25 protein-coding genes are annotated in these 24160 nt (G+C 67.2%); 11 read left to right on the top strand and 14 right to left on the bottom strand.

Going from position 1 to position 24160, the window contains the following annotated elements:
* Window positions 1-73: 73 nt before the first annotated feature.
* On the bottom strand, window positions 74-583 hold the full coding sequence (locus J2848_RS00990) for a hypothetical protein (RefSeq protein ID WP_149230615.1): 510 nt from the start codon (window positions 581-583) through the stop codon (window positions 74-76).
* Window positions 584-841: 258 nt separating this feature from the next.
* Here J2848_RS00990 and nifE point away from each other — a divergent pair, with 258 nt between their 5' ends.
* Genes nifE through fdxB form a run of 6 tightly spaced genes read left to right on the top strand, consistent with a single transcriptional unit; the run spans window position 842 to window position 5088 of the window.
* Window positions 842-2248, top strand: a complete 1407-nt coding sequence (gene nifE / locus J2848_RS00985; RefSeq protein ID WP_149230614.1) for a nitrogenase iron-molybdenum cofactor biosynthesis protein NifE — start codon at window positions 842-844, stop codon at window positions 2246-2248.
* Window positions 2249-2253: 5 nt separating this feature from the next.
* Window positions 2254-3624, top strand: coding sequence for a nitrogenase iron-molybdenum cofactor biosynthesis protein NifN (gene nifN, locus J2848_RS00980; protein WP_149230613.1), 1371 nt, complete (start codon window positions 2254-2256; stop codon window positions 3622-3624).
* Between the two features lie 38 nt (window positions 3625-3662).
* Complete coding sequence (nifX, locus tag J2848_RS00975; RefSeq protein WP_109087190.1) at window positions 3663-4061, top strand: nitrogen fixation protein NifX; 399 nt, start codon at window positions 3663-3665, stop codon at window positions 4059-4061.
* A gap of 2 nt (window positions 4062-4063) precedes the next feature.
* Window positions 4064-4519, top strand: coding sequence for a NifX-associated nitrogen fixation protein (locus J2848_RS00970; protein WP_149230612.1), 456 nt, complete (start codon window positions 4064-4066; stop codon window positions 4517-4519).
* 18 nt (window positions 4520-4537) lie between these two features.
* Window positions 4538-4738: a CCE_0567 family metalloprotein gene (locus tag J2848_RS00965; protein ID WP_149230611.1), complete on the top strand. Its 201-nt coding sequence runs from the start codon at window positions 4538-4540 to the stop codon at window positions 4736-4738.
* A gap of 56 nt (window positions 4739-4794) precedes the next feature.
* Window positions 4795-5088 carry a ferredoxin III, nif-specific gene (gene fdxB, locus J2848_RS00960; RefSeq protein ID WP_012973385.1) on the top strand — a complete coding sequence of 98 codons (294 nt, stop codon included), beginning with the start codon at window positions 4795-4797 and terminating at the stop codon, window positions 5086-5088.
* Window positions 5089-5127: 39 nt separating this feature from the next.
* On the opposite strand, the gene J2848_RS00955 is transcribed toward fdxB, so the two are convergent.
* The 3 genes from J2848_RS00955 to J2848_RS00945 all read right to left on the bottom strand — a co-directional run bounded on the left by J2848_RS00955 (window position 5128) and on the right by J2848_RS00945 (window position 7842).
* Window positions 5128-6492: a glutamate--cysteine ligase gene (locus J2848_RS00955; protein ID WP_149230610.1), complete on the bottom strand. Its 1365-nt coding sequence runs from the start codon at window positions 6490-6492 to the stop codon at window positions 5128-5130.
* Window positions 6493-6540: 48 nt separating this feature from the next.
* Window positions 6541-7320, bottom strand: a complete 780-nt coding sequence (locus J2848_RS00950) for a 16S rRNA (uracil(1498)-N(3))-methyltransferase (RefSeq protein ID WP_149230609.1) — start codon at window positions 7318-7320, stop codon at window positions 6541-6543.
* A gap of 129 nt (window positions 7321-7449) precedes the next feature.
* Window positions 7450-7842 carry a response regulator gene (locus tag J2848_RS00945; protein ID WP_149230608.1) on the bottom strand — a complete coding sequence of 131 codons (393 nt, stop codon included), beginning with the start codon at window positions 7840-7842 and terminating at the stop codon, window positions 7450-7452.
* A 226-nt stretch (window positions 7843-8068) separates the two neighbouring features.
* Between J2848_RS00945 and ubiA the strand changes: the two genes are divergently transcribed.
* Window positions 8069-9016 (top strand): 4-hydroxybenzoate octaprenyltransferase, encoded by a 948-nt coding sequence (gene ubiA, locus J2848_RS00940; RefSeq protein ID WP_149230607.1) that lies wholly within the window; start codon window positions 8069-8071, stop codon window positions 9014-9016.
* A 110-nt stretch (window positions 9017-9126) separates the two neighbouring features.
* On the opposite strand, the gene J2848_RS00935 is transcribed toward ubiA, so the two are convergent.
* Entirely contained in the window at window positions 9127-9957 is an 831-nt protein-coding gene (locus J2848_RS00935) for a CHAP domain-containing protein (RefSeq protein WP_149230606.1), read from the bottom strand.
* A 142-nt stretch (window positions 9958-10099) separates the two neighbouring features.
* Between J2848_RS00935 and J2848_RS00930 the strand changes: the two genes are divergently transcribed.
* Window positions 10100-10759, top strand: a complete 660-nt coding sequence (locus J2848_RS00930; RefSeq protein WP_149230605.1) for a class I SAM-dependent methyltransferase — start codon at window positions 10100-10102, stop codon at window positions 10757-10759.
* Here the strand turns inward: J2848_RS00930 and J2848_RS00925 are convergent.
* Window positions 10749-11354: a uracil-DNA glycosylase gene (locus tag J2848_RS00925; protein WP_149230604.1), complete on the bottom strand. Its 606-nt coding sequence runs from the start codon at window positions 11352-11354 to the stop codon at window positions 10749-10751. The genes J2848_RS00930 and J2848_RS00925 overlap by 11 nt on opposite strands.
* A gap of 136 nt (window positions 11355-11490) precedes the next feature.
* On the opposite strand from J2848_RS00925, the gene J2848_RS00920 reads away from it, so the two are divergent.
* Complete coding sequence (locus J2848_RS00920) at window positions 11491-11901, top strand: 4a-hydroxytetrahydrobiopterin dehydratase (RefSeq protein WP_149230603.1); 411 nt, start codon at window positions 11491-11493, stop codon at window positions 11899-11901.
* 18 nt (window positions 11902-11919) lie between these two features.
* Here the strand turns inward: J2848_RS00920 and dgcA are convergent, their stop codons facing one another.
* The 8 genes from dgcA to minC form a co-directional block, all read right to left on the bottom strand.
* The gene (gene dgcA, locus J2848_RS00915) at window positions 11920-12912 is read right to left on the bottom strand and encodes an N-acetyl-D-Glu racemase DgcA (protein WP_149230602.1); all 993 of its coding nucleotides are present in this window, start codon (window positions 12910-12912) and stop codon (window positions 11920-11922) included.
* A 79-nt stretch (window positions 12913-12991) separates the two neighbouring features.
* On the bottom strand, window positions 12992-14038 hold the full coding sequence (locus J2848_RS00910) for a methyl-accepting chemotaxis protein (RefSeq protein ID WP_149230601.1): 1047 nt from the start codon (window positions 14036-14038) through the stop codon (window positions 12992-12994).
* A gap of 378 nt (window positions 14039-14416) precedes the next feature.
* Window positions 14417-15745, bottom strand: a complete 1329-nt coding sequence (locus J2848_RS00905; protein ID WP_149230600.1) for a methyl-accepting chemotaxis protein — start codon at window positions 15743-15745, stop codon at window positions 14417-14419.
* Window positions 15720-16244 carry a PAS domain-containing protein gene (locus J2848_RS00900; protein ID WP_149230599.1) on the bottom strand — a complete coding sequence of 175 codons (525 nt, stop codon included), beginning with the start codon at window positions 16242-16244 and terminating at the stop codon, window positions 15720-15722. Before J2848_RS00900 ends, J2848_RS00905 begins: the two co-directional genes overlap by 26 nt.
* A gap of 246 nt (window positions 16245-16490) precedes the next feature.
* Window positions 16491-17876, bottom strand: a complete 1386-nt coding sequence (locus J2848_RS00895) for a CRTAC1 family protein (protein WP_149230598.1) — start codon at window positions 17874-17876, stop codon at window positions 16491-16493.
* A gap of 258 nt (window positions 17877-18134) precedes the next feature.
* Window positions 18135-18503: a cell division topological specificity factor MinE gene (gene minE / locus J2848_RS00890; RefSeq protein WP_149230597.1), complete on the bottom strand. Its 369-nt coding sequence runs from the start codon at window positions 18501-18503 to the stop codon at window positions 18135-18137.
* Complete coding sequence (gene minD, locus J2848_RS00885) at window positions 18500-19315, bottom strand: septum site-determining protein MinD (protein ID WP_149223123.1); 816 nt, start codon at window positions 19313-19315, stop codon at window positions 18500-18502. The genes minE and minD overlap by 4 nt, the downstream gene beginning before the upstream one ends.
* Window positions 19316-19411: 96 nt before the next feature.
* Complete coding sequence (minC, locus tag J2848_RS00880) at window positions 19412-20179, bottom strand: septum site-determining protein MinC (protein WP_149230596.1); 768 nt, start codon at window positions 20177-20179, stop codon at window positions 19412-19414.
* A gap of 781 nt (window positions 20180-20960) precedes the next feature.
* On the opposite strand from minC, the gene J2848_RS00875 reads away from it, so the two are divergent.
* Both J2848_RS00875 and J2848_RS00870 read left to right on the top strand, forming a co-directional pair.
* On the top strand, window positions 20961-21716 hold the full coding sequence (locus tag J2848_RS00875; protein WP_149230595.1) for a PhoH family protein: 756 nt from the start codon (window positions 20961-20963) through the stop codon (window positions 21714-21716).
* A gap of 229 nt (window positions 21717-21945) precedes the next feature.
* A complete protein-coding gene (locus J2848_RS00870; RefSeq protein ID WP_149230594.1) occupies window positions 21946-24135 on the top strand; it encodes a bacteriohemerythrin in 2190 nt (729 codons plus the stop codon).
* Window positions 24136-24160: the final 25 nt, after the last annotated feature.

Raw genomic sequence — 24160 nt, 5'->3', positions numbered from 1 at the left:
CTCGGCGGCAACCTTCCCAGCCCGGAGTGCGCCGGTAACGGCGCGCTCCGGGTTTTTCCGTGTCCCCCGCGCCTCAGCCATCCCGCAGAGCGAAGCTTACCACCCGTTCCAGCACCCGATCGGCCGCTGCCCGCCAGCCCTCCCCGCCCAGTTCGACCGAAGCCGGCGGCAGGCCGACCGACGGGGCGGCGACACCGTCGCGGACCGGCCGGGCGCGCAGCAGCAGGCGGGGACGGGCGGTGCCGCTCCAATCCTGACGGCCCTCCAGAACCACCAGCAGGATCGGGCCATCGACCGTGGGAGGCTTATCCTCCGCCGGTTCGGCATCCGGGGTCACCGTGCGCAGGCCGAGGCGCACCACGGACCTGTCCTGTCCGGACACCTTCCGCACCACGAGATCAGCGGCATCCTCGCACAGCTGAGCCGCCTCCGGCGGCGCCGGTCGCTGATCGAGGTCGAGGTAGCGGCAGGCAACCCCGATTTCGTGCCCCGGTTCCTGCGCCAGCCGGATCACCGCGGCATCCTGCGCCGCCCCTTTTTGCGCGGCCATGACCGGCAGCGTCATCAGCCACCCGGCGATCATCCCAGCACAGCACCGTCCGATCACCACCATCGTCCCCCGTCCCATTCCTGCGAGCGTTCTGATACGGCCGGCTCCGCCCTGTTCCTGTGCGGGATGTGCGACACCCGACAAGCATCCCAGGCGCCTTCCCGATTGTCATCTATCGGACAGAACCCACGAATCAGACAATCCATTCTTTTCAAGACCTTACTATATGGCACGCCCCCTGCAATACGCCAACGCAGAGCCATTTCCGGCGCCAGGATGGGAGAAGCGGGCATGCTCCAGGACAAGATCCAGGACGTCTTCAACGAACCGGGCTGCGCGACCAACCAAGCCAAATCGGCCAAGGAGAAGAAGAAGGGCTGCACCAAGTCGCTGAAGCCGGGAGCGGCGGCCGGCGGCTGCGCCTATGACGGCGCGATGATCGTGCTGCAACCGATCGCCGACGCCGCCCATCTGGTGCATGGCCCGATCGCCTGTCTCGGCAACTCGTGGGACAACCGCGGCTCCAAATCCTCCGGCTCGCAGCTCTACCGCACCGGCTTCACCACCGATCTGTCCGAACTGGACGTCATCGGCGGCGGCGAGAAGAAGCTCTATCGCGCCATCAAGGAGATCGTTCAGCAATACGACCCGCCGGCCGTCTTCGTCTATCAGACCTGCGTGCCCGCCATGACCGGCGACGACATCGCCGCGGTCTGCAAGTTCGCGGCGCAGAAGCTTGGCAAGCCGGTGATCCCGGTCGATGCCCCCGGCTTCGTCGGATCGAAGAATCTCGGCAACAAGCTGGCCGGCGAAGCCCTGCTCGACCATGTGATCGGCACGGTGGAACCGGACTACACCACCCCCACCGACGTCTGCATCATCGGCGAATACAACCTCGCCGGCGAGCTGTGGCTGGTCAAGCCACTGCTGGACGAGATCGGCATCCGCCTGTTGTCCTGCATCTCCGGCGACGGCCGCTACCAGGAGGTCGCCCAGGCCCACCGTGCCCGCGTCACCATGATGGTGTGCAGCCAGGCGCTGGTGAATGTCGGCCGCAAGATGGAGGAGCGCTACGGCATCCCCTATTTCGAGGGCTCCTTCTACGGGGTCTCCGACATGTCGGACACCCTGCGCACCATGACCCGCATGCTGGTGGAGCGCGGCGCCGACAAGGGCCTGATCGACCGGGCGGAAGGCGTGATCGCGCGGGAGGAAAGCCGCGTCTGGCGCCGGCTGGAACCCTACAAGCCGCGTTTCGACGGCAAGCGCGTCCTTCTCTTCACCGGCGGGGTCAAGAGCTGGTCGATGGTCAGCGCGCTGGAAGGCGCCGGGCTGACCATCCTCGGCACCTCCACCAAGAAATCGACCAAGGAGGACAAGGAGCGCATCAAGAAGATGAAGGGCGAGGAGTTCCACCAGTGGGACGACCTGAAGCCGCGCGACATCTACAAGATGCTGGTCGACAATCAGGCCGACATCATGATGTCCGGCGGCCGCTCGCAGTTCATCTCGCTGAAGGCCAAGGTTCCCTGGCTCGACATCAACCAGGAGCGCCACCACGCCTATGCCGGCTATGACGGCATCGTCAATCTCTGCGAGGAGATCGACAAGACGCTGTCGAATCCGATCTGGCGGCAGGTCCGCCAGCCGGCGCCGTGGGAGTCCGGCCCGTCCTCCACCCTTCTGGCGGCGGAGTGAGGCCGATGTCCCACATCCAGCGCTTCCCCTCCGCCGCCAAGGCCGCTTCCACCAACCCGCTGAAGATGAGCCAGCCGCTGGGTGCGGCGCTCGCCTATCTCGGAATCGACCGCTGCCTGCCGCTGTTCCATGGATCACAGGGCTGCACCGCCTTCGGGCTGGTGCTGCTGGTCCGCCATTTCCGCGAGGCGATCCCGCTGCAGACCACGGCGATGGATCAGGTCTCCACCATCCTCGGCGGCTACGACAATCTGGAACAGGCGATCCGCACCATCGTCGAGCGCAACAAGCCCGCCATGATCGGCGTCGCCACCACCGGCGTGACCGAGACCAAAGGCGAGGACATGGGCGGCCAGTACACGCTGTTCCGCCAGCGCAACCCCGAGATGGCCGATACCGCGCTGGTCTTCGCCAGCACCCCCGACTTCGCCGGCGGTTTCGAGGATGGGTTCGCCGCCGCTGTCACCGCCATCGTCGAGCGGTTGGTCGAACCCTCGCCGGTGCGCATCCCGGCCCAGGTCAATGTGCTGGCCGGCAGCCACCTGTCGCCCGGCGACGTGGAGGAACTGCGCGACATCATTGAGGGCTTCGGCCTGTCGCCGATCTTCCTGCCCGACCTGTCGCTGTCGATGGCCGGCCGCCAGCCGACCGACTTCACCGCCACCTCGCTGGGCGGCGTGACGGTGGAGCAGATCCGCGCCATGGGCGCCTCGGCCGCCACCATCGTGGTCGGTGAGCATATGCGGATTGCCGGCAATGCGCTGGAACTGAAGACCGACGTGCCCAGCCACTTCTTCAGCCGGCTGACCGGGCTGGAGGCGACGGACAAGCTGATCCGCCTGCTGATGGAGCTGTCGGGCAAGCCGTCGCCCGCCCGCCTGCGGCGCCAGCGCGAAGCCCTGGTCGACGCCATGCTGGACGGACATTTCTTCTACAGCCGCAAGCGCATCGCTGTCGCGCTGGAGCCCGACCTGCTCTACGCCGTCACCGGCTTCCTCGCCGACATGGGGGCGGAGGTGGTGGCCGCGGTGTCGCCGACGCAAAGCCCGGTGCTGGAGCGGCTGAAGGCCGCCACCATCATGGTCGGCGACCATTCCGACGTGGAGACGCTGGCGCGCGACGCCGACCTGATCGTCTCCAACTCGCATGGGCGGCAGGGGGCGGCGCGGATCGGCGTGCCGCTGCACCGCATGGGCCTGCCGATGTTCGACCGGCTGGGGGCGGGCCTGCGCGTCCAGGTCGGCTACCGCGGCACGCGGGAACTGCTGTGCGACATCGGCAACCTGTTCCTCGCCCGCGAGATGGACCACGAGAGCCACGACCACGGGGAATCCCACGGCTGCGGAGGCGGATCATGCGGATGCAACGCCGTCTGAGCGTGGTGCAGCCCCCACGCCCGACCAAAGGAGGATCGATGAAGGTCGCTTTCTGCACCCAGGACATGCAGCACGTCGATGCGCATTTCGGCTGGGCCAAGAACATCGCCGTCTATCAGGTCGACCGCCAGGGTCATGCCTTTCTGGAAACCTTCCAGTTCGGCGGCTCGATGTTCGAGGACGGCAACGAGGACAAGCTGGTGCCCAAGCTGGAGGCGCTGGCCGACGTCGCCATCCTCTACCTGTCGGCCATCGGCGCCTCGGCCGCCGCCCGCGTGGTGGCGAAGAAGATCCATCCGGTGAAGGTCGAGGCCACCGAGTCCATCCCGGCCCTGCTCGACAAGCTGGTCCAGACGCTGAACGGCAACCCGCCGCCCTGGCTGCGCAAGGCGATGGGCGAGACGCCCGAATTCCATTTCGACGAGGAGGAGGTCTGAGTATGGCTGATGTGGCTGAAGTGTCCGTCGCCGACCAGTTCGTGAAGACGCTGGTCCTGCTGTTCCGTGCCGAGGACAGCTATGGCGCCTGGGAAGGCAAGCCGGACGAGGCCCTGCTCGCCCCCTTCGTGCTGGACAAGGAGGCCCGCGCCGCCATCCCGATCATCGGCGACCCCGACCCGGACACGCTGTGGCGGCTGGAGCTGTTCTACAAGGCGGTCGGGCTGATGGTGGAAAAGCAGACCGGCCTGATGGCGTCGCCGATGATGAAGATGAGCCATGAGGGCTTCGGCCGCATGATCCTGACCACCGGCCGGCTGGTGGTGCTGTCGAAGTCACTGCGCGACGTCCACCGCTTCGGCTTCCCCAGCATCGAGAAGCTGGCCGCCGACGGCGCCAAGCTGGTCGAGGATGCGGTGGCGCTGATCCGGGAATATCCCGACGTCGCCAACCTCTGATCGACCGGGAGCACGACCATGAGTGATATCGACGCCCTGAAGGACGAGATCAAGAAGCTGAACGCCCGCGCCACCCAGAAGAAGATGGATTTGCACGATCTGTCGGAAGAGCTTCCGCAGAACTGGCAGTCCATCCTGACGGTGGCGCAGGAAACCTATGACGCCTTCAAGGCCCTTACCGAGAAGCGGGCGGCGCTGAAGGCGTTGGAGGCGGCGTAATTCCTCCATTTCCAAAGAATAGCTTAGGCGCAGCCTTTCCCGAGAGGAGCATTCCCATGGCTGAGTTCCTGACCGGCACCACCCGCGGTGGTCAGAGCTGGACCCCGAAATTCGTCCAATCCATCGACCAGAAGCAGTGCATCGGCTGCGGCCGCTGTTTCAAGGTATGCGGTCGCGGCGTGCTCGACATGATCGGCCTGACCGAGGACGGCGACATCGTCGACGCCTTCGACGATGAGGCCGAGAAGAAAATCATGACGGTCAAGGAAGCGGCCAACTGCATCGGCTGCGAAAGCTGCTCAAAGGTGTGCTCGAAGAGCTGCATCACCCATGCGCCGGTGGCGGCATAAGAACAGGGGCTGACGCACAGGCGTCAGCCCCTATTTCCGTCAGTAAGCGTATTCCTTGAACACCGGATCGACGCTGCCTCCCCAGGGGCCGTTGAACTTCTCCAGAAGCTCGTCTGCCGGGCTGCGGCCGCTCTCCGCGATGACCTGAAGCGTGTCGAGGAAATGCGTCTCGTCGTCGCCCCAATTGTCGTTGCGGGCGCGCCGGGCCAGACCATCGCGGGCAATCGCCACCATCTCCAGCGCCACGTCACGCACCGTCCCCTTGCGGAACGTCGTGCGCAGGCCGGACCGCGGCACCTCGGCACGCAGATGCGCACGCTCCGCCGTCGTCCAGTTCTTCACCAGATCCCACGCCGCATCCAGCGCCACCTGATCGTAGAGCAGCCCGACCCACAGGGCCGGCAGAGCGCAGAGGCTGCGCCACGGGCCGCCGTCGGCGCCGCGCATCTCCAGATACTTCTTCAGCCGCGCTTCCGGGAAGGCGGTGGTGGTGTGGTCGGCCCAGTCGGTGATCAGCGGCAGCTCGCCCGGCAGCGCCGGCAGCTTGCCGTCGAGGAAATCGCGGAAGGACTGGCCGGCCGCGTCGATATAGGTGCCGTCGCGGTAGACGAAGTACATCGGCGTGTCGAGCAGATAGTCGACGTAGCGTTCAAAGCCGAAGCCGTCCTCGAACACGAAGGGAATGTCGCCGGTGCGGTCCGGGTCGGTGTCGGTCCAGATGTGGCTGCGGAAGCTCTGGAAACCGTTCGGCTTACCTTCGGTGAAGGGCGACATCGCGAACAGCGCAGTCGCGATCGGCTGGAGGGCCAGCGACACCCGGAACTTCTTCACCATGTCGGCTTCGGACGCGAAGTCCAGATTGACCTGCACCGTGCAGGTCCGCGTCATCATGTCGAGGCCGAGCGAGCCGACCTTCGGCATGTAGTCGCGCATGATCTTGTAGCGGCCCTTCGGCATCCAGGGGATGTCGTCGCGCGTCCATTTCGGCTGGAAGCCCAGCCCCATCATGGCGATGCCCAGTTCGGCCCCGACCTCCTTCACCTGGCGCAGGTGGCGGTGCACCTCGGCGCAGGTCTGGTGCAGGGTCTCCAGCGGGGCGCCGGACAGCTCGACCTGCCCGCCGGGCTCCAAAGTGATGTTGGCCATGTCCTGGACCAACGCGATGATGTTGCCCTTCTCCTCCACCGGCTGCCAGCCGAAGCGGGTCATGCGGGTCAGCAGTTCGCGGATGCCGTCCGGCCCCTCATAGGGCAGCGGCCGCAGATCGGAGGTGCGGTAGGCGAATTTCTCGTGCTCGGTCCCGATGCGCCAGTTGGGCGCCGGCTTGCAGCCGGATTCGAGATAGGCCGCAAGCTGGCGGCGGTCGGTGATGGGTTCGCCGCGCGTGGTCGGGGGTGCGGACATGAAGTCTCTCGCGGGAAGTGGACGGAGGATCGGCCGGGTGACGGCCGGTTACGGGATCGGCGCGCGGAAAGGCGGACGCCGGTCGCTTCCCCCGGCAGTCCAATCCCCGGTCAAGGACTGCCAGCAAGCCAACGCCGCCACCACCGCCGTGTCGGCCCGCAGGATGCGCGGACCCAATCCCACCGGAACAACAAAGGGAAGTTTGGCGAGTTCGTCAAGTTCCGACTGGTCGAAGCCGCCCTCCGGCCCGACCAGCAGGGCTGCGGGGCCTGGGGGTGCATCACGCAGCACCTCGGCGATCGGACGGGCGGAGCCGGCCTCCGCGCACAGATAGAGCTTGCGGTCGGCCGGCCAGTCGGCCAGCGCGCGGTCGAGCGGCACCGCCTCCCCCATCTCCGGCACGCTGAGACGCTCGCACTGCTCGGCCGCCTCCACCGCGTTGGCACGCAGCCGGTCGATGTTGACGCGGTTGGGGTCGGTGCGGCGGGTGAAGACCGGCCACAGCCGGGACACCCCCATCTCGGTGGCCTTTTCGGCGACGAAGTCGATGCGGCCCTTCTTGAGCGGCGCGAACAGCAGCCACAGATCAGGGGTGACGTCCTGCCGCCGCCGCTGTTCCGCCACGGTCAGCGAACACCAGCCCTTGCCGAAACCGTCGATCACCGCCCGCCATTCGCCGTCGCGGCCATTGAAAACGGCAACCGGGTCGCCGCGGTCCAGCCGCAGGACATGGCGCAGGAAATGCGCACGCTCATGGTCCAGCCCGACCGACTGGCCTTCGGCCAGCGGGCTGTCGACATACAGGCGGGTCTTGATCGGGTCGGCCATGGCTCTCGTCTCCGCGGGGCGGCGCCGACTATAGCCGGCCGCGGGCGTGCAAGTCAGCAGGTCAGAAACCAGTCATGCGGGTATGCGCAAGACTGGGTACGGGCCGGGACATAAGGCCGCACACGGGCGTCAGGCGGCAGCGGCGATCAGGGCGTCAATTTGGCGGCGCAGATCGTTGGGTTGAACCGGCTTGTGCAGGATGCTGATCTGCTCCGTCCTGGCCGCAGTCAGCAGTTCGGCCCCGGTATCACCAGTCAGGATGATGGCGGGGACGGTCATGCCCACGGCCTCGCGCACCGCCCGCACCGCAGTGATGCCCGACCAGCCGTCGCGCAGCCGGTAATCGGACAGGATCACGCTCGGAACGGGACGGCCGGGCAACTTCGCCAGGATGGTTTCCACATCCTCGGCGGCAAGCACCTGATAGCCCCAGGTGTCCAGCATGATCTCCATGCCGGCCAGAATGATCGACTCGTCATCGATGACGACGGCGAAACGGTCCGATGTCGCGCTTATGTCCATTTGCGATTGCAAGCCGCTGAGGTTATGACAAAGAAACAGTATTGGTACGATTTTGACGCGCGCAAGATCCGGAACTGCAATTTCTCATGGCTTCAGCACGGCTGTTTCGCCGCACCGTGCTTGCCGCAAGGATGGCAGCCCGATACTTTCCCCAAGATCGTCGCCTTGATTGTCGACCCGATAGGCTGTTCAGCCATCCTCATAGCACAGCGGAACCACCGCCGTCATGCCCACTGCCTCCACCGGCCCCACTCTCCCCGACTCGGGCTTCACCGACATCCGCCAGGATGGCTGGATTGCCCGCCGGGTGCCCGCTCGCCTACGCCCTTATGTGACGCTGGCGCGACTCGATCGCCCGATTGGGACATGGCTGCTACTGTTCCCCTGCTGGTGGAGCGTGGCGCTGGCCATGCCGCAGCCCTTCCGCGACTGGCCGACGCTGCTGTGGCTGATTGCGCTGTTCGGCGTGGGCGCGGTGTTGATGCGCGGTGCCGGCTGCACCGTCAACGACATCCTGGACCGCAAGTTCGACGCGATGGTGGAACGCACCCGTTCCCGTCCGATCCCATCGGGACAGGTGTCGGTGCGGCAGGCGCTGGCCTTCCTGGTCGCCCAGCTTCTGATATCGCTGCTGGTCCTGGTCCAGTTGGGCATGACGGCCATCGGGCTCGGCGTGCTGTCGCTGTTGCTGGTCTTCACCTACCCGCTGATGAAGCGCATCACCTGGTGGCCACAGGCCTTCCTGGGGCTGACCTTCAACTGGGGCGCCCTGATGGGCTGGGCGGCCGTGCAGGACAATGTCGGCTGGCCGGCGGTGGTGCTCTATGTGACGGGCGTCGCCTGGACGCTGGGCTATGACACCATCTACGCCCACCAGGACAAGGAAGACGATGCCCGCATCGGCGTGAAGTCCACCGCCCTGCGCCTGGGTGACCAGAGCAAGATCTGGATCTACGGCTTCTACACTCTGACCTATGTCGGCATCGGCATCGCCGGCCGTCTGGCGGGCTTGGGCGGGCTGTTCCTGCCGGTGCTGTCGCTGGCCGCCCTGCAACTGGCCTGGCAGGTCGCGACCTGGCGGCCGGACGACCAGGGCGACTGCCTGGACAAGTTCAAGTCCAACCGCTGGTTCGGCTGGCTGGTGCTGGCGGCGATTCTGGCGGGGAAGATTTAGGGGCGTTGCGGGAAGCTGTCCAGGCCGACACCTTCCCGCACAAACTCCCGTACAAACAAAAAGGGCGGAGCCAAGCCCCGCCCTTCCTGAAATCCTGAAAGCCGCCCCGCTCAGCGTTCGCTGGTGTCGGCCAGTTGGGCGACGGAGTTGCCGGAGCCGGGCTTGCGACCGGGGGCGACGGTGCGGGGAGCCTCGGCGACCGTCACCGGGGTGGCATGCGCACCGGCCGGCTTGCGCGACGGCAGCACGGCGACGTCCATACGCTGCGGCTTCTGCGGGGTGTGGGAGGCGACGGCGGTGGTCGACAGGCTCTGCGGCTTGCGGCCCGGCACCGAGACGCTGTGGCCCTTCTGCGGCTGGAGCGAGGCTTCCATCATGCGTGGGCCATTGGCCTTGGCGCGGCCACGCGGGCTGCTGGCGAAGCCCTGGTCCATACCGCGGTCGCCGGCGTCGAGCATCCGGCCGCCGCGCGGGGCCTCCGATTCGCCTTCCGGCATGATGAAGCCATAGGCGGCGTAGACGCGCAGGCCGAGCTGGTCGGTCGGCTCGTGCCAGACGCGGACGGCGGACCAGTCGTTGTTGCGGGACACGTCGACCACCCGCATGCCGCGGCGCAGCCCGTCGCCGTCCAGCCAGCTGTGGTCCACCTCGATGGTGCGGCGGTCGATCACCGCGCTGACCAGCGAAACGTGGCCGCGGCGCATATGGCCGGTGCGCTTGAAGACGAGGACGGAACCGATGGCGGGGCGGTGTTCGCGGTCATACTGGCCGGCGGCATGGTCCCACCAGGTCCAGGCGTCGCCGCGAATCGTAAAATCGGAGATGGAGCGGACCGTACGAACGCAGTCGCCGTCTTGCGCGGCAGCCGTCGAAACGGTAAGGGGGCTCAGCGCGATCAAAGCCGCAAACGAAAGGCCGATGGCGGTTCCCCTCTGCCGCATGACTCCCCCAATCCCTCTGTTTTCCCCTGGTGGAAACGGGTAACACGGGTTCGCAGCTGTGTCTACACCGTTTGAATTATGTAACATTCATAAGCCATCCCCCGCCTTCCCCGCAACAGCGGCGTCCCTTGGGAATCTTCGTATGAACAACGCATCCCCGTCAGATTTCGTCCGCGACAACACCACGCTGACGACCACCCCGCTGTTGCCGGAAATCCAGCTTCATCTTGCCACCGAAGTAACGCCACTCTGGCAGGCGACAGAGGAAACCTTGGCCGCCACAAATTTGCCACCGCCATACTGGGCTTTCGCTTGGCCGGGCGGGCAAGCTGTGGCGCGGCTGTTGCTCGACCGGCCGGAGCTGGTGGCCGGCAGGTCGGTGCTCGATTTTGCCGCAGGCACCGGGCTGGTCGGCATCGCGGCGATGAAGGCGGGTGCGGCGCGGGTGCAGTCCTGCGACATCGACCGCTTCTCGCTGGCCGCCATCGCACTGAATGCCGAGGCCAATGGAGTGGAGGTGAAGCCGGTCAGCGCCGATCTGGTCGACCGGCCACTGCCGGGCATCGACGTGGTGCTGGCTGGCGACGTCTGTTACGAGCGGCCGATGGCGGAACGGGTGACGGCATGGCTGCGCGACATCGCTGCCACCGGCACGCTGGTGCTGCTGGGCGATCCCGGCCGCGCCTATTTCCCCGGGAGCGGGGTCGAGAAGGTTGCCAGCTACACCGTCCCCACCTCGCTGGAGCTGGAGGATCGGGAGACGCGCGAAACGGCGATCTGGCGGCTGCTGCCTAACGGGTAAGGCGCGACACGGCCAGCCGCAGATCAGCCAGGAAGGTCGGCTGCTCCACCAGCTGGCCACGCAGCAGATAGCTGGGGTGGAAGGTCGGCACCACCTCCACCCCCTCCAGCAGGCGGCAGGGCAACACCTTGCCGCGCAGTTGCAGGATGCCGTTCTCCCCGGTCAGCGCCCAGGTGGGCGTGCGGCCGAGCGCCACGATCACCGACGGCCGGTAGTCGGCCAGGGTGGCGCGCAGATGCTCGATCTCGCCGGCGAATTCGGCCAGCAGCCGGTCCGAGGTGCCGAAGGCGCCCCAGCTCTCGTCGATCTCGCGGCCCTCCTTGCGGGCGCGGGCGCGCGAGGAGAAGAAGTGCCCGACCTTGTTGCCGGGCGGCTGATAGCGGAAGACGTTGGCGACGAGACATTCCGCCCGCTCGATCCCGACGGCTGCCAGCGATTCGTCCAGCAGCTTGCCGCTGCGCCCGACGAAGGGGGTGCCCTGCCGCGCTTCCTCCGCCCCCGGCGCCTCGCCGACGATGGCGAGCCGCGGCCCGTCCACCGGCTTGGTCGGATACTGGTAGTCGGCGAAGGGCAGGTCGGTGCGCAGGTCGGTCATCGGATCGCTTCCATAAGTGCATCTGGCGAATGCAGGCAAGGCGCCGGGCTTGCCGAAGCGGCGGCCCGACCCCAAGCTTGTAGGCGATAGGCTTCTAGCCCAGACCGCCCAACCGTCCAACAGGGGAGAGACCGGGATGACACCGCAAGCGCCGACGACGCAGGAGTTGGCCGGCAAGACCTGCGAGCCCTGCCGCGGCGGGATACCGCCAATGGACCGCGCGATGGCCGCCTCCTATCTGGTGCAGGTGCCGGGATGGGTCCTGAAGGAGGATCCCGACCGCATCGAACGCGACTTCAAGTTCCCCGACTTCGTCCAGGCCCAGGCCTTCGCCAATCAGGTAGGCGACCTGTGCGAAGCGGAGGGGCACCATGCGGAGATCCGTTTCGGCTGGGGCCACTGCTCGGTCGCCTTTTGGACCCACAAGATCAGGGGCCTGCACGAGAACGACTTCGTGATGGCGGCAAAGGTCAACGGGCTGGCCGATGCGCCCTATGTCCCGGCATCGGTGGGGACTCCGCCGCCGCCTTATGTGCAGGGGGCGTGAGGCGGCAAAGTACCGCTCCTACCCCCACAACGCCGCGACCGGCGGCTGAACCACCGCGCCGTCATAGACCAGCCCCGGCTCGCGGTCGCGGGCCAGCAGCAGCGGGCCGTCCAGATCGACGTAGCGCGCGCCCTGCCCCACCAGCATCGCCGGCGCCATGGCCAGCGACGTCGCCACCATGCAGCCGACCATCACCTCGAAACCCATGGCGTGCGCCGCCCGGGTCATCGCCAGCGCCTCGGTCAGGCCGCCGGTCTTGTCCAGCTTGACGTTCACCACCCGGTAGAGCCCGCGCAGCCGCTCCAGCGACTCCAGCCCATGGCAGGACTCGTCGGCGCCGAGCGGCACCGGGCAGTCGACGCCGCGCAACGCCTCGTCCTGGCCGGCGGGCAGCGGCTGCTCGATCATCTCGACACCCAGACCGGCGAGCACGGGGGCGAAACCGTGCAGTTGGTCCAGCGTCCAGCCCTCGTTGGCGTCCACCACCAGCCGGGCGGCAGGGGCAGCGGCGCGAACCGCCCGGACGCGATCGAGATCGCCCTCCCCCGTCAGCTTCATCTTCAGCAGCGGGTGGCGCGGCGCCCGCTCGCGGGCCGCGGCGGCCATGATTTCCGGTTCATCGACGCTCAGCGTGTAGCAGGTGACAAGCGGCCCCGGCGGCTCGGTCAGACCGGCGAGCTTCCAGACCGGCACGCCGCTGCGCTTGGCCTCCAGATCCCACAGGGCGCAGTCCAGCGCGTTGCGGGCGGCACCGGGCGGCATCTGCCGGGCCAGCGCGGCGCGATCAAGCCCGCTGGCAACGGCATCGGCCATCGTCTCCAGCGCGGCGACGACCCCGTCGACGCTCTCACCGTAGCGGGCGTAGGGCACGCATTCGCCACGGCCGCGATGGGGACCATCGGCCACCTCCGCCACCACCACCGCGGCTTCGGTCTTGGCTCCGCGCGAGATGCGGAAGGCGCCGCGGATTGGAAAAATTTCCCGACGGACGGTCAGCTGCTGGGCGGACATGCTCTGGAACCCCGAAACGGAACAGGGCCGGGAGTGTATCCCGGCCCTGTTCCCGAAGGCGACCCTCAAGACGGCAGGATCACCGCTCCTGAATGATGACCCCGTACCAACCCAGCCCCTTGTAGGTCTCGTAACCGGGGGTCAGGGCGTAGCCGACCAGACGGTTCTTGTCGTCGATATAGTGACCCATGGTGCCCACGGTGCGGCGCAGCGGCACCGCCTCGGTCAGCAGCCCGCGGCCATCGGACGAGGCGATGACCCGGTGACGGGCGTCGAGCAGCAGGCAGCGCGACTTCTCGCGCTCCCCGGCCTCCAGCCGCACACCTTCGACCACCGCGGCGGCCTGCGGTTCCCAGTCGAAGAAGATGCCGAGCACGCCGATGGCGTCGCCGTCCGCCTCGCCGTCGCGGCGGATGGCGGTGGCATAGGTGGCGACGACGCGGTCGTCCAGGCTGCGGTTGCGGGCGACATCGCCGACGGTGAACTCGCCGCCGTTGCGGGTGGCCAGCGCCTGCCGGAACCACGGCTCGTCCGACACGTTGGCGCCGCGGGCGCCGGGATAGCGGTCCGGCCGGCCGTTGGCGATGACATTGCCGTTGCGGTCGGCGATCCAGAGGTCGAGATAGACGGTGTAGGATTCCAGGATCACGCCCAGCCGGCGCGAGGCATGGCGGCGCGCCTCCTCCGTCGGGTCGGCGGCGCAATCGACCACCGCGCTGTCGGTCGCCCACCAGCGTACGTCGCAGGACCGCTCATACAGGTTGCGGTCGATGATCTCGATCATGTTGAGCGAGAGGTCGGCCAGACGCTTGCCGTGCATCTCCTGCACCATGGCGCTGCCGGTGGTGGTCAGGTGGTCGACGCGGGCGACGATCTCCGACCGCAGCTCCTTGGTGATGCTGTTGACCTGGGTCGAGATCTCCGACACCTCGTTGGCGACGACGGCGAAGCCGCGCCCGGCATCGCCGGCCCGCGCCGCCTCGATCAGGGCATTCATGGCCAGCATCTTGGTGCGCCGGGTGATGTCCTCGATCAAGGACACCTTTTTCGAGGCAACATCCAGCACGCCCCGCGACAGCTCGAACAGATCGGTGCCCGCCATGCTCATCGTCTTGTCCCCCGTCATGACCGTCCCTGCATCCTCCAAATCAAAAGCCGTGCCAACGGTCACCGGCGCTCCGTGAACCACCTTCCCTCCCGGTTTCCGCGGCACTTGGCCGCGGATATCATGCCGATCCCCGGCCCATGAGGGGTGGTGTACGGTTAAGCTGCTGAAACAGCAGGCATGCTGGCGTCGGGTTGCTCAACAGGTTGCGAACTTGCCATAGGCGCGGCGATCTTGTTGCCGACACGTAACACAAATTCATCGCAATTTCGCAATAAAAATTCACATTTGCCGAGCAAGACGTCAGATCGCTTCCGCATTGCAGAAAAGCCATCCACATCCCGTGCACATTCGCCAGGCAGTTGATGAGCTGGTCATTCCTGCACCGGCGAAATGCCGTCAGGCGACTCGGTGCATCTCGTCGAGGAAGTGCTGGACCTCACGGGTCAGCCGGTCCGCTTCGGCGGCCATGCGTTCGGAGGCGGCGAACACCTCGTGCGCGGTGCCGCTGGTGCGACCGGCGGCGTCGGTCACGTCCTGGATATCGTCGGACACAGCACGGGTGCCGGCGGCTGCCTGCTCCATGTTCACGACGATCTCGCGGACGGCGGACCCCTGCTGCTCGATCCCGGCGCTGATGCCGGCAGCGATCTGGTTGATCGACTGGATGGTGCGGCCGATGCCGACGATGGAGGTCACCGCCTCATCGGTGGAGGACTGGATGCCGGAAATCTGCGCCGTGATGTCGCCAGTCGCCTTGGCGGTCTGGTCAGCCAACCGCTTGACCTCCTGTGCCACGACGGCGAAGCCCTTGCCCGCCTCGCCGGCACGGGCCGCCTCAATGGTGGCGTTCAACGCCAGGAGATTGGTCTGGCTGGCGATGTCGTTGATCAGGGTGACGACGTCCCCGACCGTGCGCGCGGCACCGGACAGGGTGCCGACCAGCGCATTGGAGCGTTCGGCCTCGCCGGCCGCAGTTTCGGCGACACGGGCGACGTCGCCGATCTGGCGGGCGATCTCGGCGATGGAGGCGGACAGCTCTTCCGTCGCGGCGGCGACGCTGCCGACATTGCTGCCGGTCTGCGCGGCGGAGGCGGCGACCGACGACGCCTTGCCGGTGGCCTGGGTCGCGTCCGTCTCCATGGTGCGGGCGGAGACCTCCAGCCGGTGGGCGGTGTCGGCCACCTCGCTGCACACGCTCTGGATCTGGCCTTCGAAGCGCTGGGTCACGCCGGCAAAGCCCGCCACCTTCTGCGAGATGCTCTCCGTCGCCGCATTGATCGTGCGGCTGGCGTGCAGGAAGCCGCCCTGCATGCCGCGCAACATGATGCGGCGGAAATATTTGTGTTCCGAGACCGTGTGCATGGAGGCCGTCGCCTCGCGCACGAAGGCGTCGGTGCGGTCGATGGCGTCGTTGGTGGCGTGCATCAGTTCACCCAGCGCCCCGCCTTCGCGGATGCCGATCACCCGCGCTTCGAAATCGCCGGCGGCGATGGCGCGGTTCACCCGGGTCAGCTGGTCGACAACCGCACAAGTCCGCCGCAGGAACAGAAGCGCCCCGCCCAGTGCCGCCAGTCCGGCCACCGCCAGTCCGGCACGCAGGGGAAGGCCGCCGACCTCCAGCAGATCGACAGCCAGCAGTGCCGCCAGAGCCACCCCGCCCAACACGGCCAGCCCGCTGGTCGCCGTCAGGGAGGACGACTTAGAGGGAGAAGACGAATTCGTCATACCCGATCCCCTTCTCCGCCAACAGCGCGACGACGGCGGCGAATCCCGCCTCCATCCCCTGCTTGCGGTCGGCATGGCTGTTCTCGATGTCCATAAGCTGGCGGTAGAGCGGAATGACCTTGTCCAGGGCCGACCGTTCCGGTACCCGGCGGGAGGAATGGTAGCCGATCACCCGCCCTTCGGCGTCGAAGCTGGGCGTGACATGGGCGAAGACCCAATAATGGTCGCCGTTGCGGGCACGGTTGACCACATAGGCGAAGATCTCCTTCCCCGCCGCCAGCGTGTCCCACAGCAGCTTGAACACGCAGCGCGGCATGTCGGGATGGCGGACGATGGAATGGGGGGCGCCCATCAGGTCGGCCTCGTCATAGCCGGCGACCCGCTGGAACACCCGGTTCGCGTAGGTGATCCGCCCCTTCAGGTCGGTCTTGGAAACGATGACTTCATCCGGGTCGAAGAAGCGTTCCACCCCCGTCAGGGGAACGTCGCGTCGTGCCATGTGCCTTCCGGTCTCCCGCTTCCCACCAAACCCGAACGGTTTCAACCGCCCGACAGCGGCAAAACGACAGCGGCGAAACGCGGCGGCAGGAACGGAATATGTCCGAATCGACATGCCGCGCGATATCCCGCACCGCGGGAGCCGCAACGAAATGCACTGTAATGTTATGGAAGGCGGCAGGAAAGACCCTACCCATTGCGAGACTGAAATATTTGGGTGACGATCATCCGATCGGCTGAAGACGGATCATTCCGGTGGATAGGGGATGGTCAGCAGCCGGTCGGCCGGCGGGTTGTCCACCGTCACCACGGTGCCGTCGGGCCAGCGCACCTCGACCTGCTCCACCTCGTGCAGCGGCCCCAGCCCGAAATGGGCGACCGGTTCGCCCTGGCAGAGATAGCCGGACCCGGCGGAGACCGCCCGGCGCTGGCGCCGTCCGCCGGCGGTCAGGATGACCACGGCGCCGCGGGCCGGGGCGCCGAAGGGGGTCAGCGGCTGCACGCGCAGCCAGCCGTTGTTGGTGGCAGCCGGGCGATAGACCGACAGCGGCTGCCCGCCACCGTCGTGGCCGCCATGGCCGTTGCCGTGCGCCAGCACCAGTTCCAGACGGCCGTCACCGTCGATGTCCGCGGCGACCGCCCCGGTGCCCAGCCCCTTCGGCTCGGCCGCATCGCCCAGTTCCAGCTCCTGCCACTGGTCGTTGCGCCAGCCGAACAGGCGGTTGGGCTCGCCATGGGCGTGGAAGAACAGTTCCTCATAACCGTCATTGTCGAAATCGGCGGCGACGACGGTGAAGATGCGGCCGGGCATCGACAGGTCGGCGTCGGCCGATTCGACGAAGGCGCCGCCCATGCGCTGGTGGAACAGCCGCTGTGCCCCATCCCAGGTGCCGACCACCAGATCGAACAGCCCGTCGCCGTCAACGTCCAGCGCCACCACCGCCCGTCCGGACGGGCGCGAGTCGGCGATGCCGCGCTCCTCGGCGATCTCCTCGAAATTGCCGTCACCCAGGTTGCGGAACAGCTGGTTGGGACCGCCGTCGTTGACCGTCACCACATCCATATGGTCGGACACGATGGGCAGGGCGGTGACGCCGCGCGCCGCCCCGATGGAGTCGAGCCCGGCCTCCTCCGCGCCATCCTCCAGCCGGCCGCGCCGGGTCAGCTCGTACAGGCGCAAAGGACCGCCGTCGGTCGCCACCAGGAAGCCGTAGCGGCCATGGCCCCAGCGGTCGATCGCCGCCACCGCGCCGGCCACCGTGTGGTTGGCCGCCCCGGCATTCTCCGCCTGCGCGAACAGGTCGAGCCAGTGCTTGCCGAAGCAGGCGAACAGCCGGTCGGCCATATCCTTGGTGCCGGTGGCGCGGTCGGAATTGACGATGTAAAGCTCCTCCCGCCCGTCGCCGTCGATGTCGGCGGCGGCCAGCCCCAGCGCCGGGCCAGCAGGATCGGCGAGCAGCGGGTTGGCGATGTCGACCAGACGGCCGTCGACCCATTTCAGGACGAGGTTGGCGGTGCGATAGCCGGCCACGACCAGCTCGAAGGCGCCGTCGCCGTCGATGTCCGTGACCGCAATCCCATTCGATGGCCGCGGCGGGTTCTCGGCGATCAGCGACGAGCAATCGAGGAACATCGGCACCCTCTTGTCCCGTGGTCGGTCCACCCACCGGCGCCCCTAACAGGCCTTTGGAGCCGTTGGGCTTTCGTGCGGCGTATCCCTGTTGATACCCCGTCCCTGCCCGGCCGTAAACCCGGACGGAGGATCAGGGACGGCCTATGTCCGATGCCGCATCCCGAATCCACAGCGACAGACGGCCGGCCCGGAACGAAAAATCCCCCCGGCGCGGCGGCACCGGAGGGACTTCGTACGGTCGAACAACGGGTGTGTCGCTCAGATGCGCTTCTTCCCGGCATTGCCGACGGCACCGCCGGCCGGGCGCTTGACCGCGCCGACGTCATTGCCGGCTGGCTTCTCCGCCGCCTTGGTCGCCGCAGCGGCCTTGGCCTGTTCGCGCGCCGGCAGCTCGATGTTGACCTCCAAGGTCGAGCAGTCGCCGCCGCGGTCCAGCTTCACCTCGACCTTGTTCTCGTCGATGTTGACGTATTTGGCGATGACCGCCAGCAGTTCCTGCTGGAGCATAGGCAGATAGTCGGGGCCGCTGCGCCCGGCGCGCTCATGCGCCATGACGATCTGCAAACGCTCCTTGGCCTGGACGGCCGACGCGCGGGGTGCCGCGCGGAAGAAGTTGAAGATGCTCATGCGCTCCTCCGCAGGAGCCGGCTGAACAGGCCCTTCTTCTGGGGAGTGACGAAGCGGTGCTCGATGTCCTCGCCAAGGAAGCGGCCGACCGCGTCCGAATAGGCCAGACCGGCGTTCGAGACCTCGTCCAGGATCACCGGCATGCCGACGTTGGAGGCGCGCAGCACCGCCTGGCTTTCCGGAATGACGCCGAGCAGCGGGATCGCCAGGATCTCCAGCACGTCGTCGACCTTCAGCATCTCGCCCTTCTCGACGCGCTCCGGGTCGTAGCGGGTCAGCAGCAGCTGCTGCGTCACCGGCTCCAGCCCCTGCTCCGCCCGGCGGGAGCGTGAGTTCAGCACGCCCAGGATGCGGTCGCTGTCGCGCACCGACGAGACTTCCGGGTTGGTGACGATGATCGCGTGGTCGGCGAAATAGAGCGACATCAGGGCGCCGCGCTCGATGCCGGCCGGACTGTCGCACAGGATGTAGTCGAATTCCTTCGACAGCTCGTTCAGCACCTTCTCCACCCCCTCTCGGGTCAGCGCGTCCTTGTCGCGCGTCTGCGAGGTCGGGAGGATGTAGAGGTTCTCGATCCGCTTGTCCTTGATCAGCGCCTGGTTCAGCTTCGCTTCGCCGTTGATGACGTTGATGAAGTCGAAGACCACCCGGCGTTCGCAACCCATCACCAGGTCCAGATTGCGTAGGCCAACGTCGAAATCGATGACGACCGTCTTGAAGCCGCGAAGCGCCAGCCCGGTTGCGAAGGCCGCGGACGAGGTCGTCTTGCCGACACCGCCCTTGCCGGAGGTCATGACGATGATCTTGCTCAACGGAGCCTCTCCCATAATCCCAAAGTTGCCGTCACCGCTACCAAACACCGCCCGAAGAGTATCGCCTCCGGACGTTGAGTCCTGTCACTTCAGCTCTCAGGCGCTCTTCAGCAGGTCCATGCTGAGGACGCCATCGCGCAGGAAAACCTGCACGGCTTTCTTATAAAAGTCACTGCCGATGTCTTCGCTGACGCGATAATTGCCTGCGACCGATAGCACCTCCGCCTCCAGGCTGTGGCAGAAGATGCGGGCGTTGGTGTCGCCGGAAAAACCGGCCAGCGCCCGGCCGCGCAGCGCGCCATAGACATGGATGTTGCCGTCGGCCAGCAGCTCCGCTCCGGGCGAGACGGAACTGGTGACGATCAGGTCGGTCTTCTCGGCATAGACCCGCATGCCGGAGCGCACCGGCTCCGTCACCACCACGGTAGGGCGGTGGACGACCTCGATCAGCACCTGCGGCGCCGGGATCGGGGCCTGCTGATCCTGCTGGCGCGGATCGGGGGCCTTCACCACCTCTTCCAGCTTGGCGGCGCGGCCCGACGGCATCGGCGTCAGCCCGACGGCCGCCGCCGCCTCGCGCACCGGCTGCGGCCCGCCCTGGAAGCCGACCGGCAGCAGATGCAGCGCCTGCACCTGCGCCACGAAGGCGCCCAGATCGAAGACGATGCTCTCCGGCAGGTCGTCAAAGTCCAGCACGACCGGCGCGTTGCGGAAGAAGTTGGGTGCCTGCCGCACCTTGACGGACAGCTGGGTGAAGAAATCCGGCGATGTCGGGGCGAAGACCTTCAGCACCATCATGGTGAAGGAGTTGCCACGCAACTGGAACGGCACATCCCGTTCGGCGACCTGACTGGCGCTGCTCACCGTAGCCTTCCCGTTCGTTCCTGCCGTCCCGTGCCGTGCATCCGGTTCGCCTGTTTCCCGGTTCCGCCAAGGAACCGCCGTTGCGCAGCCCCGGCATCGAGCCAGCCAATCAGCGCCTTCTAGCCGTCCACACCGGTCGGATTCAAGAGTTTCCCAGTCCGCAGGAGTGACAATCGGAAGCCCTGTTGCCGCATGCCCTCAGGCACGCACTCGCCCTCTCCGGTCATCGTCGAAGATGACGACCTGAGATCGCGGCCAGCCCCCGCAGAGGACAGGCCAGGGTTGCAGCATGTCTTTCGATTTCCCCCGTGGCCGACCATAGTAATGAAAGCCCGCGGTAGCGGCAAAGCCTTTCGGCCGCCTCCGCCGGAAGGCTAAGCCGGCGGCCGCTCCGGTTCGGCGGAAAGGGTTACCGAGCCCGCTCGGACGGGTTTCCTGCGGCACCCACACCACATCTGGTATGAATATTTTGCGTCGGCCGCAATTTTGCCTGACGCGGTGCGTTATGACCGGTACAGTCAGGTTGCGTGGCTTCCAACGACGACGAGGTTCTCTTGCACCTTGCTTCGCCCACAGAGCACCTCCCCCGTCGGCCCGCACCGGCATGTCCGGATCCGGCATGTATAGATCCAGCACGGCGCCCGGCAGCAACGCCCGGCAAAGCACTCATCAGCGCACATCCAAGCGACCGGTCGAGCCTCCCCCCTGCGGGAGGCTTTTTTGTGCCCGGAAGCCAGGTTCCAGGATTTGGCCCCACCCCCACCATTCGAGGAGATGCGACATGGCCAAGCGTTCGAGCAAAGGCATCGCTGCGGCGGACGATTCCACCGTCCACCCGCTTTTCCCCGGTATGAACGCCCCCGCCGCCTTCGGCTGGGACCCGCTCGGTGGGACCGAGGATCGCCGCGACCAGAGCTATCTCCGCAAAGTGAAGCCGCAGAACCCCAACCAGAAGCTTCTGATGGACGCCATCAAGACGCACAATCTGGTGGTGGCGCTGGGGCCGGCCGGCACCGGCAAGACCTATATCGCCATCTCCTCGGCGGTGGAGGCGCTGGAGTCGGGCAGCGTCGACCGCATCGTGCTGTCCCGTCCCGCCATCGAGGCGGGGGAGAGCATCGGCTATCTGCCCGGCGATATGCACGAGAAGATGGCCCCCTTCCTGCGTCCGCTCTACGACGCGCTGACCGACCGGCTGGGGTCCAAGCGGCTGCGCACCATGATGGCCGACGGCACCATCGAGATCGCCCCGGTCGGCTTCATGCGCGGCCGCACCCTGAACAACGCCTTCGTGGTGATCGACGAGGCGCAGAACTGCACCTATTCCCAGATCAAGATGCTGCTGACCCGGCTGGGCTGGCATTCGACCATGGTGCTGACCGGCGATCCGGACCAGACCGACCTGCTGGACAACCTGTCCGGACTGGCCGACATCGCCCGTCGGCTGGAGGCGGTGGAGGGAATCGCCGTCGCCCGCCTGACCGAGAAGGACATCGTCCGTCATCCGCTGGTCGCCAGCATGCTGACGGTGCTCTGAGCGGCATCACACTCCGGCAGGTTGCGCGGGAGGGGCGGTCGCCGCTCCTCCCGCGGACCGCCGCAGCACCGTTCGCGAAGGCACACCCCATTATGGTTGCAATTATGACATTTTGTTGAACGAAACGTAGGATACACAAACAATGTGACTTGACCTTCGGCTCGGACAGGGGAAAAGTCCTGAAAATTTTAGGGACATCGCCGATTCGCTGCCGGAGGGGGCTGCCGCCGTGACCGTTGCCGTGTTCGAACGCATCAGCATCAAGGGAAAGATCGCACTGATCCTGGCGGCGGCCGGACTCGGGCTGCTCCTGGTCGCCGTGGTCAGCCTGATGAGCCTGCGCACCGAGATGATGGCCGACCGCCAGGACAAGACCCGCAACGTCGTCGAGGTCGCCCACAGCCTGATCGCCCATTTCGAGGCGCAGGAGCGCGCCGGCACCCTGCTCCGCGCCCAGGCGCAGGCGCAGGCCAAGGCGGCGCTGAAAGCCCTGCGGCATGACGGCGAGGAGTATTTCTTCATCACCGACCTCGCCCCGCGCATGGTCATGCACCCGATCAAGCCCGAACTGGACGGCTCCGACGTGTCGCGCAACGCCGATCCCAACGGCAAGCTGCTGTTCCAGGAATTCGTCCGGGTGGTGAAGTCCGACGGCGCCGGATTCGTCGATTACCTCTGGCCCAAGCCGGGATCGGCACAGCCGGTGGCGAAGCTGTCCTACGTCAAGGGCTTCGCCCCCTGGGGCTGGCTGATCGGCTCCGGCATCTACATCGACGACGTCGACGTCGCCTTCCGCGAGTCCGCGTTGCGGCTGGCCGGCACCGGGCTGCTGATCGGGCTGGCCGCCGTGCTGCTGGCCCTGCTGGTCAGCCGCGCCATCGTGCTCCCGCTGGATGGACTGGGTCGGGTCATGCAGGTTCTGGCCGGCGGCGATAGTGCCGTCGCCGTTCCTGGCCTGAAGCGCGGCGATGAGATCGGCGCCATGGCCCGCACGGTGGAGATCTTCCGTGTCCAGCAGATCGACCTCGCCCGCCATTGGGACCGGCAGAAGATCGAGCATCGGGTGACCGAACAGCGCGCCCATGCGCTGAAACGGCTGACCGACCGCTTCGACGCCACCATCGCCGAGACGATCCGCAGCGTCGGCACCGCAGTCGGCACGCTGGAGACCACCGCCCGCGCCCTGTCCGCCACCGCGGACCGCAACCGGCGCGAGGCGACCTCCGTTGCCAGCGCCTCGCAGCAGGCCTCCAGCAGCGTGCAGACCGTCGCCTCGGCGGCGGAGCAGCTGACCGGCTCCATCGCGGTGATCGGCGAGCAGGTGGTGACGTCCTCGGCCATTTCGACCCAGGCGGTGGAGGCCTCGCAGAAGGCGGGCGAGCGGATCGACGGGCTGGGCCATGCCGCCCAGAAGATCGGCGAGGTGGCCGACCTGATCGCCGGCATCGCCGGGCAGACCAACCTGCTGGCCTTGAACGCCACCATCGAGGCGGCCCGCGCCGGCGAGATGGGCAAGGGATTTGCCGTGGTGGCCGGCGAGGTGAAGACCCTGGCGAACCAGACCGCCAAGGCCACCGAGGAGATCGCCCGCCACATCGCTGAGGTGCAGGAGGCCACCCGTGCCGCCGTCGCCGCGATCCGGGAGATCGGCTCCATCGTCGCCCGCAGCGACGAGATCGGCACCTCGATCGCCGCCGCGGTCCAGCAGCAGGGTGCCGCCACCGGCGAGATCGCCCGTAGCGCCGGCGAGGCCGCCGAAGGCACCCGTCAGGTCTCGACCAGCATCGACGCCGTGTCCGGCGCCGCCCGGGAGACCGAACGCTCGGCCGAGGCCCTGCTCGACGCCGCCGGCGGGCTGTCGCGGCAGGCGCAGGGGCTGCGCGGCATGGTCGACGCCTTCCTGGTCAATGTCGAGGCGATCAACGCCGCACCGATCGCCGACCTGCACGTCACGCCATCGGACGAAGCGGAAGTTTTCATGCGCTGGACCGACAGGCTGGCGGTCGGCGAGGACGCCATCGACACCGACCACATGATCCTGATCGCCCTGATGAACGAGGCGGCAGCGCTGGCGGAGCGCGCCAAGACCGCGCCGCGTGGCGACAATGCGGCCGGCCGCAAGCCCTTGGGCGAGGCCGTCGGCCGGCTGATGGCCTACACCGACCTGCATTTCGCGCAGGAGGAACGGCTGATGGACCAGTGCGGCTATCCGGACGCCAAGGCCCACAAGGCGCAGCACGAGGCGCTGCGCACCCGCGCCGGCGAACTGCGCCGCCGCCTGGACGCCGGCGACTCCGTGGCGGACGAACTGCTGATGCTGGTACGCGAATGGCTGTTCGAGCATATCCAGCGCGCCGACATGCGCATCGGCGAACATCTGGCCGCCAGCGGACGCACACCGTCGGCCAGGGCGGCGTGAGGACAACCCACAATCGTCCTGCCCG

The sequence above is a fragment of the Azospirillum lipoferum genome, assembly GCF_024170005.1.
GTDB lineage: Bacteria > Pseudomonadota > Alphaproteobacteria > Azospirillales > Azospirillaceae > Azospirillum > Azospirillum lipoferum.
The sequence above is the reverse complement of the archived record's forward strand: the minus strand, read 5'-3'. Positions and strand labels throughout refer to the sequence as shown.